This is a genomic window from Roseateles sp. P5_E11 (assembly GCF_054049355.1).
Map to the genome: position 1 here is coordinate 1 of NZ_JBFUMO010000112.1, position 13,671 is coordinate 13,671.

Below are 13,671 nucleotides of genomic sequence, written 5' to 3' on the forward strand. Positions count from 1 at the left end.
GTGTCGGGCTGCATGCCGGGCGCCAGCTCGCTGACGTCGTCGACCAGGCGCTTGAGCCTTTGCACATTGGAGGCGACCATCCTGGTCAGCTGCTCGGCGCGCCCGCCGGCGACGTCCTCGGCCAGCAAGGCATTGGCCTGGGCGATGGCCGCCAGCGGGTTGCGAATCTCGTGAGCGATGCCGGCCGACACCCGGCCCATGGCGGCCAGTTTCTCCTGGCGGGTACGCGCCAGCAGCTCGCGGTTGTCCTCGACGAACAGCACGCACAGCTCCTCGCTGCCCTCGCGCTGGCGTGTGAAGCGCAGGCGCAGGCGCAGGCTGCGCGCGGCGCCGCTGTCCAGCGCCAGCGCCACGTCGACTTCCGCTCCTCCATCACCGGCGTTGCCGCCATAGGCTCGCTCCAATGCGAGCACCAGAGGCTGCCAGTCGGCCCGCCCGCGCAACTGCCAGCTCAGCTCTCCGCTGGCGGCGCCCAACAGGCTGCGCGCCGCCGGGTTCATCGCGCGGATGCGGCCACGCCGGTCGACGACGAGCACGCCCTCCTGCATCTCATCGATGACCAGGCGGTTCAGCAGCTCCTGCTGGCGGGCGAGCGCCAGGCTGCCCCGTGCGGCCTTCTCCTCGCGAGCGAGCCGCGCGCTGAGCTCACCGGCGAGCAGGCTCACGGCGAACAGGCCGCTGCCCACCAGGCCGGCCTGCGTCGTCTTCAGGCCCACGTCCAGGCCGGCCAGCAGCGACCAGGCGGCCGCACCGAGCAGGCCCAGCGTTGCCATCGCCGCTGTAGCCAGCGCCAGCATGCGCGGGCTCAGCACGGCCGCCATCAGCACCGGCATGACGAAGAGGGCGCCGTAGTTCACCCCACTCGGGTCCAGCGCATGCAGCACGCCGAACAGGATCAAGTCCACGCCGATGGCGCTCCACCAATGGGGGCTGCTGATGCGCGCCAGGCTGCGCGCCGAGGCGCCCCGCCGCAGCTGCGGCGCCAGCCACAGGGCCAGGGCTGCCATGGCATAGGACAGGCTCAGAGCCAGCGTCGAGCGCGCCGGCGTCGTGCCGAGAACGACCGAGATCAGTTGGGCCATCACCAGGGCCAGGCCCAGGGCTGCACGCGCCGACAGGAAGGCGCGGTAAAGACGCTCGAACGAAGCGCTGGCCTCGGCCGGCGGCTCCGCCGGCGGCTGCTCGACGAACCAGCTGCCGGCGCCGGCCACCGTCAGGCCTGCCCCTCGCGGGCCTCGAAGCTGGTGCGATGCGCCGAGCTGCAGAACACGCCACCCTTGCCCGGCAGCGCCTCATCGACGGGCAGATGCATGCCGCATTCGGCGCAGCGCAGCATGGCTTGCGGCGGCGCCGGCGGCTGGGGCTTGCGCGCCTCGGGTTCGCGCGGCCGGCCGCGCTTGATGCCCAGCACAAAGAACAGGCCCGCCAGCAGGGCCAGCAGCAGCAGGTATTTCATGCGCCGCCTCCGTTGACACCGCGCTGCAGGATGACCTCCAGYACGAAGCGCGAGCCGGCGTAGGACAACAGCAGCAAGGCCGCGCCGGCGTAGAGCCAGCGCGTCGCACGCCGCCCGCGCCAGCCGTAGATGCGCCGCCCGACCAGCAGGCCGGTCAGCACCAGCCAGCCCAGCACGGCCAGCAGGTTCTTGTGGTCCCAACGCCAATGCGGCGTGAACCACCATCCCAGCAGAATGGCCAGGGACAGCACGCCGACGCCGGCGGCCACGAACTGGAAGGTCAGGCGCTCAAGCCGCAGCAGCGGCAGCCCGGCCGGTGTCGACTGCTTGCGGCGCAGCTGCATCTCGGCGCGGTTCATCAGCGCCGCATGCAGCACCGCCACGCCAAACAGGCCGTAGGACGCCAGGCCCAGCACCCAGTGCAACGGCGCCCAGGGCGACGCGGCCAGCGGCCGGCTCTCGCCGGGGAAGCCCCAAGCCAGCAGCACGGCCGCCGCCGCCAGCCAGGCCAGCACGCGCCGCACGCTGTGCAGGGGCAGGAAGCGGCTTTCAACCAGATAGACCGTCAGCACCAGCCAGGTCGTCATCGACAGCGCCGGCGCGAAACCGAAGCGCGCGCCCGGTTCGGCCAGGCCGTAGCCACTGATATCTATATAGAGGGCAGCGAACTGGGCCGTCCAGGCCAGGGCCATGGGCGGCACGGACCGCAGCGGCCGCCGCACGGAGGCATCGTCGCCGGCTCGCGCGCGCAGCAGGCCAACCCAGACATATCCCAGCAGCGCCAGCGCGCTGGCGACGGCCAATGCCGGCCCGGGGCCGAGGCTTTGGGCGCCGGCTGCGGCGTCTCCAGCATCGGCAAGAAGGGCGGGCGATAAACTCATGGCTGCAGTGTACTTTTGGCCTGCCGCCGTTCTGGCGGTCCAGGAGGCTGTCGGGCTTTGGGCGGGGTGCGCGCCGAGGCGAGTTGCGAGGCCAGGCTAGGCGTCGACGAGGCGTTGGGTGGGGCCCAGCAACGAGTCGGCAAGACGCATGGCCCCGCAAATCGCCTCGGCCCTYCGGGTTGGRTCTGCAAGGGGGCTGATGCGTTGTTGCTCCTCCTCGCGGGCACGAGCCCGCAGCGTCGTCGCGCCTAGCCTCAGCCCCCTTGCAGATCCAACGTGCACCCCGCCCAAAGCCCGACAGCCTCCTAGCCCACCTCCCCACCATGGCATCCAACCTCACCGACCGCCTGAGTCGCCTCGTCAAGACGATGCGCGGGCAGGCCCGCATCACCGAGAGCAATGTGCAGGACATGCTCCGCGAGGTGCGCATGGCCCTGCTGGAGGCCGACGTGGCCCTGCCGGTGGTGCGCGACTTCATTGCCCGCGTGAAGGAGAAGGCTCTGGGCCAGGAGGTCGTCGGCTCACTGAACCCCGGCCAGGTGCTGGTCTCGGTCGTGCACAAGGAACTCGCCGCGACCATGGGCGAAGGCGTGGCCGACATCAACCTCGCCGCCCAGCCGCCCGCCGTCATCCTGATGGCCGGCCTGCAGGGCGCCGGCAAGACGACGACGACGGCCAAGCTCGCCAAGCACCTGATCGAGAAGCGCAAGAAGAAGGTGCTGACGGTCTCCGCCGACGTCTACCGCCCGGCAGCCATCGAGCAGTTGAAGACGGTGACCAGGCAGGCCGGCGCCGAATGGTTCGAGTCCACGCCCGAGCAAAAGCCTCGTGACATCGCGCTGGCCGCGCTGGACTACGCCAAGCGCCACTACATCGACGTGCTGCTGGTGGACACCGCCGGCCGCCTGGCCATCGATGAAGCGCTGATGGCCGAGATCAAGGACCTGCATGCGGTGCTGAACCCGGTCGAGACGCTGTTCGTCGTCGATGCCATGCAAGGCCAGGATGCGATCAACACCGCCAAGGCCTTCAAGGACGCCCTGCCGCTGACCGGCGTCGTGCTGACCAAGCTCGACGGCGACTCCCGCGGTGGTGCGGCGCTGTCGGTGCGCCAGATCACCGGTGCGCCGATCAAGTTCGCCGGCGTGTCCGAGAAGATCGACGGGCTGGAGGTCTTCGACGCCGACCGCCACGCCGGCCGCGTGCTGGGCATGGGCGACATCGTGGCCCTCGTCGAGCAGGTCACGGCCAACGTCGACATGGCCAGCGCCCAGGCGATGGCCGACAAGCTCAAGAGCGGCAGCGGCTTCGACCTGAATGACTTCCTGCAGCAGATCGCGCAGATGAAGAAGATGGGCGGCCTGGGCGGCCTGATGGACAAGCTGCCGCAGAACATGATGGGCAACAAGCAGCCCGGCCAGGCCGACATGGACCGCGCCGAGCGCGACATGAAGCGCATGGAAGGCATCCTGCGTTCCATGAGCGCCAAGGAGCGCTCACACCCGGCCCTCTTGATGGATGGCAAGAGCAAGGCCAGCCGCAAGCGCCGCATCGCCACCGGCGCCGGCGTGCAGATCCAGGACGTCAATCGCCTGCTGAATCAGTTCGACCAGATGCAGCAGATGATGAAGAAGATGAAGGGCGGCGGCCTGATGAAGATGATGAAGCGCATGGGCGGCATGAAGGRCCTGCCGGGGATGTAAACCCGCAGGCTTGCACTCTCGATCGTTCGTTCGATCCGCGCGCAGACAGCCTGTCGTCAGCAGGGACACAAGTCCACACACTTGGTCCCAAGGTCGAGGGACAACGGAGCATGGTCAAGAACCGGCGCGGCCGCTAGCGTCGCGCGCATGCTGAATCTCCACCTTCCCCTCGCCGTCAGCGCCTGGCTGAGCAACCTCACCGGGCAAGGCAGAGCGCCTCGCAAGGACGCCAGCGACACCGTGATGCAGTGGCCGCCCACCGCTGCGCGGGTGCTGGTGAGCGCGGAGCGCCATGCCCACAAGTGCATCGCGCAAGCCCTGGCACTGGAACACCCCAAGGGCTTCCTGCTGGCCCATGTGCCGCTGCACAAGCTGGTGCGGGTGCCCAAGCAATACTCCTACCGCGAGTGGCTGTCGCGCACGGGCTTGCTGACCGTCGACTTCGCGCTTTGCGACGAACACGGCTATGCGCGCTCCGTCGTTCTCCTGCCCGTCGCCGACGAGCCTCGCCATTCCAGAAAACGGGATCGCCTGTTGCGCGTGCTGGGCGCCACCGAGCTGGCGGTCACACCGTGGAACCGGGAATGGCAGAACGAGTCCAGCGACCGGCTGCGTGACACGCTGTTCCCCAAGCCGCGCGCATCCGGCTACTACGCCGATACGCCGCACGCGCATTAGCCGAACATCAGCAGGGCCGCACAGCCCAGCAAGCCCAGACCGCCGAGGCGGTTCAGCCAGGGCCCGTCGGGCATGCAGGCCCGACGGCGCAGCAGGGCCGCACCTGCGATCAGCAGCGCGAACCAGCCGATGTTGATCAGCTCGAACAGCAGGCCCAGGCGCATGAAGCCGCCCAGCCAGTCGGTGTTGTCAACCGTCAGGAAGAGCGGAAAGAAGGCGCCGAAGAACAGGATGGGCTTGGGGTTGAGCAGCGTCAGCAGCAGGGCCGGACCGAAAGCGCCGCTGGCCTTCCCGCTGGATTTCTCCTCCATGGTGGCAGGCGCCGCAGCGCTGCGCAGCATGGTCAGCCCAAGCCATGCGACATACAGCGCGCCGACCGTCCGCAACGCCACCAACGCCGCCGGCCATTGCTGCAGGAGGCTGCCCAGCCCCAGGCCAGCCGCCATGATCAGCAACAGATCGCCGGCCACCAGGCCGCCAACGGCCAGCATGGCGCGAGGCACCGCCATGCGCACCTGGCCCAGCACATAGAGCGTCGCCGGCCCCGGCACGACGATGACGAGCAAGGCTGCCAGCAGGAAGGCGCCAAGGTGTTGGACGCCGTTCATGCGCCCACCCCTTCACCAGCCAGCGCTGCTGCGTGCGTGTCGATGAGGGCATCCAGCCAGTCGTCCAGGGGATCAAACAGCCAGCCCAGCGCCGTCGCGCGACCGGTGTCCAGCGCGTGAAGCGCGGCGTAGTCGAAAGGGCTCGCACCGGCACCAGCTTTCGGCGTCATCAGCGCCTCGCGCCCCAATCTTGTCGCGATACGCGCATGCAGTTGTGGCGCCGTCAGCGTGCCGCGGCTCGCGACGTTGAGCGGGCCGAGAAAGTCCTGGCGGCCAGCCCAGACCAACAGCGCCACCACGCCAGGCACATCGATGAAGGAGGTCGCGCCCGGCACCGCCGCATGCAGCAGCGGTTCGCCACGGAGGACCCGCTCGACATAGCCGCGCAGCCGGCCGGTGAAATCCTCCGCGCCGCCCAGCACGTGGGCCAGCCGAAGCGTCGCGACCGGCAGCTCCCGAGCCCCCAGCAGCTGGACCTCGGCGCGACGCTTGCCGTCGCCATAGGCCGTCGGCGGCTTGTCCACGGACCGCGCCAGGTCGAGATCCTCCTCTCGATAGGCGCGCGCCAGCTGGCCATGCCGCGCGTCATAGACCTCGAGCGTCGACGTCATCAGGTAGCGGCCGACCTTGYCGGTGAACAGGCGTGCGGCGAGTGCGGCTTCATCCGGGCCGTAGCACATCTGGTCGTAGACGACGTCAAAGCGCGCATCGCTGAATGCAGCCTGCATCGCCGTCGCGTCGCCACGGTCCACCGCGACGCGGCGCACGCGCACGCCGAAGGGATCGGGCGTGCGGCCTCGCGTCGCGATCGTCACGCGGTTGCCAGCAGCGAGCAGTGCCTCAACAAGAGGAATGCCGAAAAATCGGGTTCCGCCGATGACCAGGATTTCTTGACTCATGACTCGTCCGTGGAGTGATGGCCAGCAGTCTTCCCCTGCGGGGCGAGAAGCGAAACCGAGATTTAGCTATCCTGAGGATCAGGAAAACTTGCCCTCGCTCCATGTCCAAGCCTTTTGCCAGCCTGTCAGGCCTGCTCGACTTCGAAGCGGCCGCCCGTCACGATGGCTTTCGCGCGGCAGCGGCCGAGCTGCACAAGACGCCGGCAGCGTTGAGCCAGCAGATCAAGCTGTTGGAGCAGTCCCTGGGCCTGGCCCTGTTCGTGCGCCACGCGCGCCATGTCGCCATCACGCCGGCCGGGCGCGCGCTGGCCGCGAGCGTCACGCGCATGGTGGGCGAACTGCGCGAGCAGGTGCTGGCGCTGCGCGAGACGCAGGACCCGCACACCGTGCGTGTATCCAGCACGCATTCGCTGACGATGAAGTTCCTGGTTCCGCGGCTGCATGCGTTCACCGCGACCCATCCGGCGGTCGACGTGCGCGTGCAGGCCAGCGACCAACTCGCCGACCTCGACGGTGGGGGCTGCGACATCGCGCTGCGCTACCAGGCTCTCGACAAGATGGGGGAGCCGCCGCTGTATGCCGAGCAGCAGGTCGTCGTCTACAGCCCTGCCCTCACGCCCAAGCCCGCGCCACTGGCCGAGCTGCTGCGCCAGCCGCTGCTGCACGAGGAAGGGGGGCTGCAGGCCTGGCAGCGCCTGCTGTCGCGCGAGGGGCTGGCCGCGCGGCGGCATCTCGATTTCTCACGCAGCTAYAGCCATGGCGGGCTGCTGGTGCAGGCTGCGGTGGCCGGGCTGGGCGTGGGCCTTGTGCCGTTCGCGCTCGCGGCCGAGGACCTGGCCCAGGGCCGCCTGGTGCTCGCCAACTGCGCGCCGCTGGCTTCGGCCTATGGCTACCGGTTGCTGCGTGGTGCGGCCCGCGTCGGCGCGCCGGCCGTCGACGCGTTCGAGGCCTGGATTCGCACCGAGTTCGGGCGGCTTACTCCAGCAAGGCCCGCGCGAACTCGCGCGCGCTGAAGGTCTCGAGGTCTTCCAGCTTCTCGCCCACGCCGATGAAATAGACCGGCACAGGCCGCTCGCGCGCTATTGCCGCCAGCACGCCACCCTTGGCGGTGCCGTCGAGCTTGGTGACGATGAGCCCGGTGAGGCCCAGCGTTTCGTCAAAGGCCTTGACCTGGTTCAGCGCGTTCTGGCCGGTGTTGCCGTCCACCACCAGCAGCACCTCATGAGGCGCACCTTCCTGGGCCTTGTTGATGACGCGCTTGATCTTCTTCAGCTCTTCCATCAGGTGGAGCTGCGTCGGCAGGCGGCCGGCGGTGTCGGCGATGACGACATCGGCACCACGAGCGCGTCCGGCATTGACGGCGTCGAAGGACACGGCAGCGGGGTCGCCGCCCTCCTGGCTGACGATCTCGACCTTGGCGCGGTCGGCCCACACACCCAACTGCTCGCGCGCCGCGGCGCGGAAGGTGTCGGCAGCCGCAAGCAGCACCTTCTGGTCGGCTTCGGCAAGATGGCGGGTCAGCTTGCCGATGCTGGTCGTCTTGCCGGCGCCATTGACGCCGACGACCATCATGACAGTGGGCGTGTGGCGGCCGACTTCCAGGCCCCTTTCCAGCGGCGACAGCAACTCGGTGAGCGCGTCGATCAGCAGACCACGCACGGCCTGCGGGTCGCTGGCCCGAGCGTCCTTCACGCGACGCTTCAGGTCATCGAGCAGGAACTGCGTGGCCTTGACGCCGGCATCGGCCATCAACAGGGCTTCTTCCAGCTCCTCGTAAAGCTGGTCGTCGATCTGGGTGCCGGTGAAGACGCCGGCGATGCTGCCGCCGGTCTTGCGCAGGCCGGCACGCAGCCGCTCCATCCAGCTCTGGCGCGGCGCAGCGGCGGGTTCGGGCGCCCTCGGCGGCAGGGCGACGGGCAGCGCGGGAGTCGGCGCGGCGGGAACGGGTGCTTGGGGCGCGGCGACCGGTGGTGCAACTGGCTCGGGAGCGGCGGGCGGAGGTGGCGGGCTGGCGGGCTTGGTGACCCAGCCCTCGGGCAGCAGGGTGGGCGCCTCGTCGGGCACCGGCGCCGGCGCCGTCTTCTTGAAGAAACTGAACATGGGGGCATTCTCGCCGGCCCAGGCGAAGGCCCCTTTCTCGCACGCGCTTGATTTTTTGGCGCCGGTGAACCGGGTGACACTGAATCAGGCTCCCCGCACTCCCGGTCCGCTATGCACGCTGCCTTGCCGTTTGCTCCGTCGCCCCGCTCCGCCAGCTGGTGGGCCGCGCTGTTGCTGTGCGGGGCGATCCAGGCGCAGGATCTCCCGGGCCAGCAGGCGCCCACCGCCGTCAGCACGCCGGCGCAAGCGACGTCCCCGGTGGCAAAAAGCGAGCGAACCTATCTGATGTCGGCCTTCATGGCCACGTCGCAAAACACGCTGAGCCTGTTCAGTTCCAACGACGGCGTCAACTTCACCTCGCTGGGCTCGGAGGTCTACACGCCGGCCAGGGAGCTGCTGCGCGACCCGTCCATCATCCGCGCGGCGGACGGGCTGTACTACATCGCCTACACAACCAACTGGAACGGCTCGACCTTCGGCATCGCCAAGTCGGCGGACATGAAAAGCTGGACGCATGTGGCCGACGTGCCCGTGAAGCTGCCGGGTGTGTCCAACGTCTGGGCGCCTGAATGGTTCCGCGACAGCGACGGCAGCTTCAAGCTCGTCGTGAGCCTGTCCAAGGGCTGCACCCAGGGGCCGTTCGCCGCCTATTTCGTGAAGGCGCTGGACGCCGGCTTCACGAAGTTCTCCGACCCGGTGCCCATGCAGGGGTTGGAGAAGAACTACATCGACACCTTCGTCATCCAGCATGAAGGCCGCTACGTCGCCTTCACGAAGAACGAGACGACCAAGTTCATCGAACTGGCCACGGCCCCGTCGCTGGACGGCCCGTGGACGATTCAGAAAACCGGCGACTGGGCCGGCTGGGGCGGCCCGTCGGAAGGCCAGGCGCTGGTACCCATCAAGGGTGGCTGGCGCATCTACTTCGACGACTACACGACCAAGCGGTACTGGTATTCCGACAGCTTCGACGGCCTGCAGACCTGGACGCCCAAGAAGGAACTGGGCGGCGTGTCGGGCACGGTGCGCCACTTCACCGTCATCTCGGAAGAAACCGCGCAGCTGGAGCGCGCGACGGCGCCCAAGGCCAAGCCCAAATCCATCGCCTGGGACCGCCATTCGCTGATCATCGACGGCAAGCGGGAGATGATCTTCGCCGGCGAGTTCCACCCCTTCCGCCTGCCCTCGCCCAGCCTGTGGCGCGACGTACTGCAGAAGATGAAGGCGTCGGGCCTCAACGCCGTGTCGCTCTACTTCAGCTGGGGCTACCACTCGGCCAAGCCGGGCCACTACGACTTCACCGGCGTGCGCAACATCGAGCGCGCCATTCAGATGGCGGAGGAGGAAGGCCTCTACGTCATCGCCCGCATGGGGCCTTATGTGAACGCCGAGCTGACGGCCGGCGGCTTCCCGGGTTGGCTGCTGCGCCAGCGCGCCGAGGCCCGCACCGACGCGGCCGAGTACCAGGCCGCAGCGGATGAATGGATGACGCAGATCAACGCCATCCTGGCCCGCCACCAGATCACCAACGGCGGCGGCACCGTCATCGCCTATCAGTTGGAAAACGAGCTGTTCGCGGTGAACCCCAAGAACATCCGCCACATGCAGCACCTGGCGGACAAGGCGCGCGCCGACGGCATCACCGTGCCCTTGTTTCACAACGCCGCCTCACGGCTGCCGGACTGGACGCCCAAGAACTCCACGGCCCCGTTCGCCAACCCCGGCCCGACCGACCTCTACGCCTTCGACGGCTATCCCGGCGGCGTCTGCGGCGTGGATGCCAAGCCCGGCACGCCGGCACCGGCGCCGGACTGGGGCATCTATGGCAAGAACTTCCCCAAGGTCGGCTCGCAGGCCTCGCCCAACACGCCCGGCTTTGTCGCCGAGATCGGTGCGGGCTGGTTCGACTACTGGGGCAGCAACGGCACCTACGAATGCACGGCCCAGCGCCAGGGGCCGGGCTACCAGCGCGTGTTCTACGGCAGCAGCCTCATCAATGCGCTGACCATCCACTCCATCTACATGGCCTACGGCGGCACCAGCTGGGGCTGGCAGCCGGGGCCGATCGTCTACACGAGCTACGACTACGGCTCGCCCATCAGCGAGGCCCGCGTCATGCGCGACAAGGCGCTGGTGCTCAAGCAGATGGGCGGCTTCGTGCAGGCGGCCACACCGGTGCTAACGCAGATGGACAAGGGCGAGGTCCTGGACTCGAGCAATGCCAAGGTCAGGCTGTATCACAACGTCAACCAGGCGCTGGGCAGCCATGTGCTGCTGGCTCAGCACAACGCGCTGACAGGAACTGAGGCGTTCAGCTTCAAGCTGCAAACGCGTGACGGCAGCTACCAGGTGCCGCAGGCCGGCAAGCTGACGCTGACCGGCCAGGACGCCAAGATGCTGCTGGCCAGCTACGCACTGGAACGCCAGCACCTGGTCTACAGCACGAGCGAGCTGCAGGCGCAGTTGCAGCAAGGCGCCCGTGATGTGGCGCTGTTCTACGGCCGCAACGGCGACGACGGCGAGACCGTGYTGCGCTATGCCGCCAGGCCGACCGTGAAGCTGCTGCGCGGCCAGGCCCAGGTGAACTGGGATGCCAAGCGCGGCGACCTGCGGCTGAACTACCAGCACACCGGCCTCATCGAAGTGCTGATCAGCGGCGCCGGGCGTGCCCCCTTGCTGCTGCTGATCGCTGACGAAAAGACGGGCCAGGAGTTCTGGCGCCTGCAAGCCGGTGGTCAGAGCGTACTGGTGCGCAGCCCGGGCCTCGTTCGCACGGCGGCGGTCGACGGCAAGAAGCTGCAACTCCGCGGCGATACGACACAGCCGAGCGCGCTGCGCGCTTGGGTGCCGGACGGCATCAACGCGCTGACGTTCAACGGCCAAGCCGTAGCGACCGCAGCGCAGGACTTCAGCCTCGCCGCCCGCACCGCCCTGCCCGGCCCTGACGCCGTCAAGCTGCCCGACCTGACGCAGCTCACCTGGACGCGCCGCTTCGACTCCCTCGAAGCCGCCCCCGGCTTCGACGACAGTGCCTGGCGCAAGACCGACACCAGCGGGTCGGCCGCCAACGTGTACACCGCGCCCGACAAGGGCCAGCCCGTGCTGGCCATGAGCGACTACGGCTTCCACCATGGCGACGTCTGGTACCGCGGCCGCTTCGCAACGAGCGACACCAAGCCGCTGCAGCTGGAACTCTTCTTCGGCGGCGGTGGCGCCGGCATGATCCAGGTCTGGCTGGACGGCAAGTTCATCGGCCAGCAGGAGCACGACACCGGCCGCCCCTTCCCCGAGACGACCGACACCTTCCGCCACCTGCTGAAAGACCTGCCGCCGGGCGACCACGTGCTGGCCGTCGTCGTGCGCAACAACTCACACAACTGGGACCTGTTCGCCGACGACGTGCACAAGGAGGCGCGCGGCCTGATCTCGGCGTCCCTCGCGCACAAAGGTGATCAGCGCTTCGGCACGCCCATCGCCTGGAAGATCCAGGGCAACAAGGGCGGCGAGGACATTGCCGACCTCGTGCGCGGTCCGATGAACAGCGGTGGCCTGCACGGCGAGCGCATGGGCTGGCATCTGCCCGTTGACCCGACCAAGCCCCAGCCCGGCTGGGAGGCCACGACCGTGAGCGCCGCACCGCCAGCGCCGGGCAGCTACTGGCTGCGCACCAACTTCAAGCTGGACCTGCCGGCCGGCCACGATGTGCAGCTCGGGCTGGCCTTTGGCGACACGACCAAGCCACGTTCCGAGGTCGAGAACCGCGCGCTGATCTTCGTCAACGGCTGGAATATGGGCCAGTTCATCGCCCACATCGGCCCGCAGCGCGTCTTCGTGCTGCCGCCCGGCATCCTGAACCCGAACGGCGAGAACACGTTGACATTGGCCGTCACCACCGACGGCCAGGCGGCCAACGCACTGGAGGCCGTGCGCCTGGTGCCGCTGGCCGTCGCCCGCGGCGGCGTACCGTTGGAGCCGGTGCCCCAACCGCGCAACCTGCAGCGTTGAATTCACATCGAGACAAGACCATGCCCAACCAGATCCTCAAGCCCGTCGACTCCTCGCGCATCCACCCGCTGCTGGCCCACCACACGGCCGGCCTCGGCGCGGACCGCGACGACATCCGCGGCGCCATCGATCGCCTGATCCACAACCTGGTCAACATCGAGGACAAGGACGGCAAGTTCCTGCTGCGCCTGGACGACGGCCGCGTGTTGGACACCAAGGGCTGGAACGGCTTCGAGTGGACCCACGGCGTGGGCCTGTATGGCGTCTACAAGGTCTGGGAGCTGACCGGCGACCCCAAGGCCTGGAACATCATGACGAGCTGGTTCGAGGCCCGCTTTGCGGAGGGCATGCCCAGCCGCAATATCAACACGGTGGCGCCCTTCCTGACGCTGGCCTACCTGTTCGACCGCACCGGCGAGCGTCGCTTCCTGCCCTACATCGATCGCTGGGCCGAGTGGGTCTACAACGAGCTGCCGCGCACCGAAGAAGGCGGCTTCCAGCACATCGTCTACAACAGCGTGAACCACCAGCAGCTGTGGGACGACACGCTGATGATGTCGGTGCTGCCGCTGGCCAAGTTCGGCCTGCTGCTGAACCGGCCGCACTACGTCGAGGAGGCCAAGCGCCAGTTCCTCATCCACATCAAATACCTGGCCGACCGCAAGACGGGGCTGTGGTTCCACGGCTGGACCTTCGAGGGGCGGCACAACTTTGCGAATGCGCTGTGGGCGCGTGGCAATTCGTGGGTCACGATCGTCATCCCAGAGTTCATCGAGCTGTTGAACCTGCCCGAGGGCGACGCCTTCCGCCAGTTCCTGATCACGACGCTCGAAGCGCAGGTCAAGGCCCTGGCCCAGTTCCAGTCACCATCGGGCCTGTGGCCCACGCTGCTGGACGACCCGACGTCCTACGACGAAGCCGCCGCGTCGGCCGGCTTCGCCTACGGCATCCTGAAGGCGGTCCGCAAGGGCTACATCTCCAAGGACTACGAGGCCTTCGGCGTGAAGGCGGCGCTGGCGGTGCGGTCGAAGATCAACGATGCGGGCGAGCTGACTCAGGTGAGCTTCGGCACGCCGGTGTTCAACACGTTGCAGGAATACAAGGACATCCCGCTGACGTCGATGCCGTTTGGGCAGGCGATGGCTTTGTTGGCGATGGGCGAGTTGTTGGTTCGCTTCATCTGATTCGATTGCTATGCGCTGCTTTGGGTTTATGGCTAGGCCCAGCCGGGGGTTCGTCCCGGCGGCCGACCTACTTTTTGCGCCGCCAAAAAGTAGGCAAAAAGCTCTCCCCTGCGAAACCGCCCCTGCGGGGTCCCCTGCGATGCTCGAAGCCCGGGGC

The 13,671-nt window shown here is 68.2% G+C and carries 11 protein-coding genes; 5 read left to right on the forward strand and 6 right to left on the reverse strand.

Going from position 1 to position 13,671, the window contains the following annotated elements:
- The 3 genes from ACXJKR_RS10980 to ACXJKR_RS10990 form a co-directional block, all read right to left on the reverse strand.
- Positions 1–1,211: histidine kinase dimerization/phospho-acceptor domain-containing protein (locus ACXJKR_RS10980; protein WP_457322872.1), on the reverse strand; the 1,211-nt coding region annotated here is incomplete at its 3' end.
- A 2-nt stretch (positions 1,212–1,213) separates the two neighbouring features.
- Positions 1,214–1,456 (reverse strand): PP0621 family protein, encoded by a 243-nt coding sequence (locus ACXJKR_RS10985; protein ID WP_056203534.1) that lies wholly within the window; start codon positions 1,454–1,456, stop codon positions 1,214–1,216.
- Entirely contained in the window at positions 1,453–2,337 is an 885-nt protein-coding gene (locus ACXJKR_RS10990; RefSeq protein ID WP_457322873.1) for a cytochrome C assembly family protein, read from the reverse strand. Before ACXJKR_RS10990 ends, ACXJKR_RS10985 begins: the two co-directional genes overlap by 4 nt.
- Before the next feature lie 323 nt (positions 2,338–2,660).
- Here ACXJKR_RS10990 and ffh point away from each other — a divergent pair, with 323 nt between their 5' ends.
- Together ffh and ACXJKR_RS11000 are read left to right on the forward strand one after the other, a co-directional pair.
- Positions 2,661–4,040 carry a signal recognition particle protein gene (gene ffh / locus ACXJKR_RS10995; protein WP_457322874.1) on the forward strand — a complete coding sequence of 460 codons (1,380 nt, stop codon included), beginning with the start codon at positions 2,661–2,663 and terminating at the stop codon, positions 4,038–4,040.
- Positions 4,041–4,187: 147 nt separating this feature from the next.
- On the forward strand, positions 4,188–4,718 hold the full coding sequence (locus ACXJKR_RS11000) for a hypothetical protein (protein WP_457322875.1): 531 nt from the start codon (positions 4,188–4,190) through the stop codon (positions 4,716–4,718).
- On the opposite strand, the gene ACXJKR_RS11005 is transcribed toward ACXJKR_RS11000, so the two are convergent.
- Together ACXJKR_RS11005 and ACXJKR_RS11010 are read right to left on the reverse strand one after the other, a co-directional pair.
- Positions 4,715–5,326 (reverse strand): LysE family translocator, encoded by a 612-nt coding sequence (locus ACXJKR_RS11005; protein WP_457322876.1) that lies wholly within the window; start codon positions 5,324–5,326, stop codon positions 4,715–4,717. The genes ACXJKR_RS11000 and ACXJKR_RS11005 overlap by 4 nt on opposite strands.
- The gene (locus tag ACXJKR_RS11010; protein WP_457322877.1) at positions 5,323–6,225 is read right to left on the reverse strand and encodes an NAD-dependent epimerase/dehydratase family protein; all 903 of its coding nucleotides are present in this window, start codon (positions 6,223–6,225) and stop codon (positions 5,323–5,325) included. Before ACXJKR_RS11010 ends, ACXJKR_RS11005 begins: the two co-directional genes overlap by 4 nt.
- Before the next feature lie 101 nt (positions 6,226–6,326).
- Between ACXJKR_RS11010 and ACXJKR_RS11015 the strand changes: the two genes are divergently transcribed.
- Positions 6,327–7,238 (forward strand): LysR substrate-binding domain-containing protein, encoded by a 912-nt coding sequence (locus tag ACXJKR_RS11015; protein WP_457322878.1) that lies wholly within the window; start codon positions 6,327–6,329, stop codon positions 7,236–7,238.
- Here the strand turns inward: ACXJKR_RS11015 and ftsY are convergent.
- Complete coding sequence (ftsY, locus tag ACXJKR_RS11020; protein ID WP_457322879.1) at positions 7,201–8,325, reverse strand: signal recognition particle-docking protein FtsY; 1,125 nt, start codon at positions 8,323–8,325, stop codon at positions 7,201–7,203. The two genes, ACXJKR_RS11015 and ftsY, sit on opposite strands and share 38 nt — an antisense overlap.
- Before the next feature lie 111 nt (positions 8,326–8,436).
- Between ftsY and ACXJKR_RS11025 the strand changes: the two genes are divergently transcribed.
- Positions 8,437–12,330: a beta-galactosidase gene (locus tag ACXJKR_RS11025; RefSeq protein ID WP_457322880.1), complete on the forward strand. Its 3,894-nt coding sequence runs from the start codon at positions 8,437–8,439 to the stop codon at positions 12,328–12,330.
- A gap of 20 nt (positions 12,331–12,350) precedes the next feature.
- On the forward strand, positions 12,351–13,514 hold the full coding sequence (gene bglB, locus ACXJKR_RS11030; RefSeq protein WP_457322881.1) for a beta-galactosidase BglB: 1,164 nt from the start codon (positions 12,351–12,353) through the stop codon (positions 13,512–13,514).
- The last annotated feature ends 157 nt before the right edge of the window (positions 13,515–13,671 follow it).

Bases quoted from the DNA above. Each gene is read 5' to 3' on its own strand.
- ACXJKR_RS10985 (WP_056203534.1), bottom strand. From the start codon at position 1,456: ATGAAATACCTGCTGCTGCTGGCCCTGCTGGCGGGCCTGTTCTTTGTG.
- ACXJKR_RS11000 (WP_457322875.1), top strand. From the start codon at position 4,188: ATGCTGAATCTCCACCTTCCCCTCGCCGTCAGCGCCTGGCTGAGCAAC.
- ACXJKR_RS11005 (WP_457322876.1), bottom strand. From the start codon at position 5,326: ATGAACGGCGTCCAACACCTTGGCGCCTTCCTGCTGGCAGCCTTGCTC.
- ftsY (WP_457322879.1), bottom strand. From the start codon at position 8,325: ATGTTCAGTTTCTTCAAGAAGACGGCGCCGGCGCCGGTGCCCGACGAG.
- bglB (WP_457322881.1), top strand. From the start codon at position 12,351: ATGCCCAACCAGATCCTCAAGCCCGTCGACTCCTCGCGCATCCACCCG.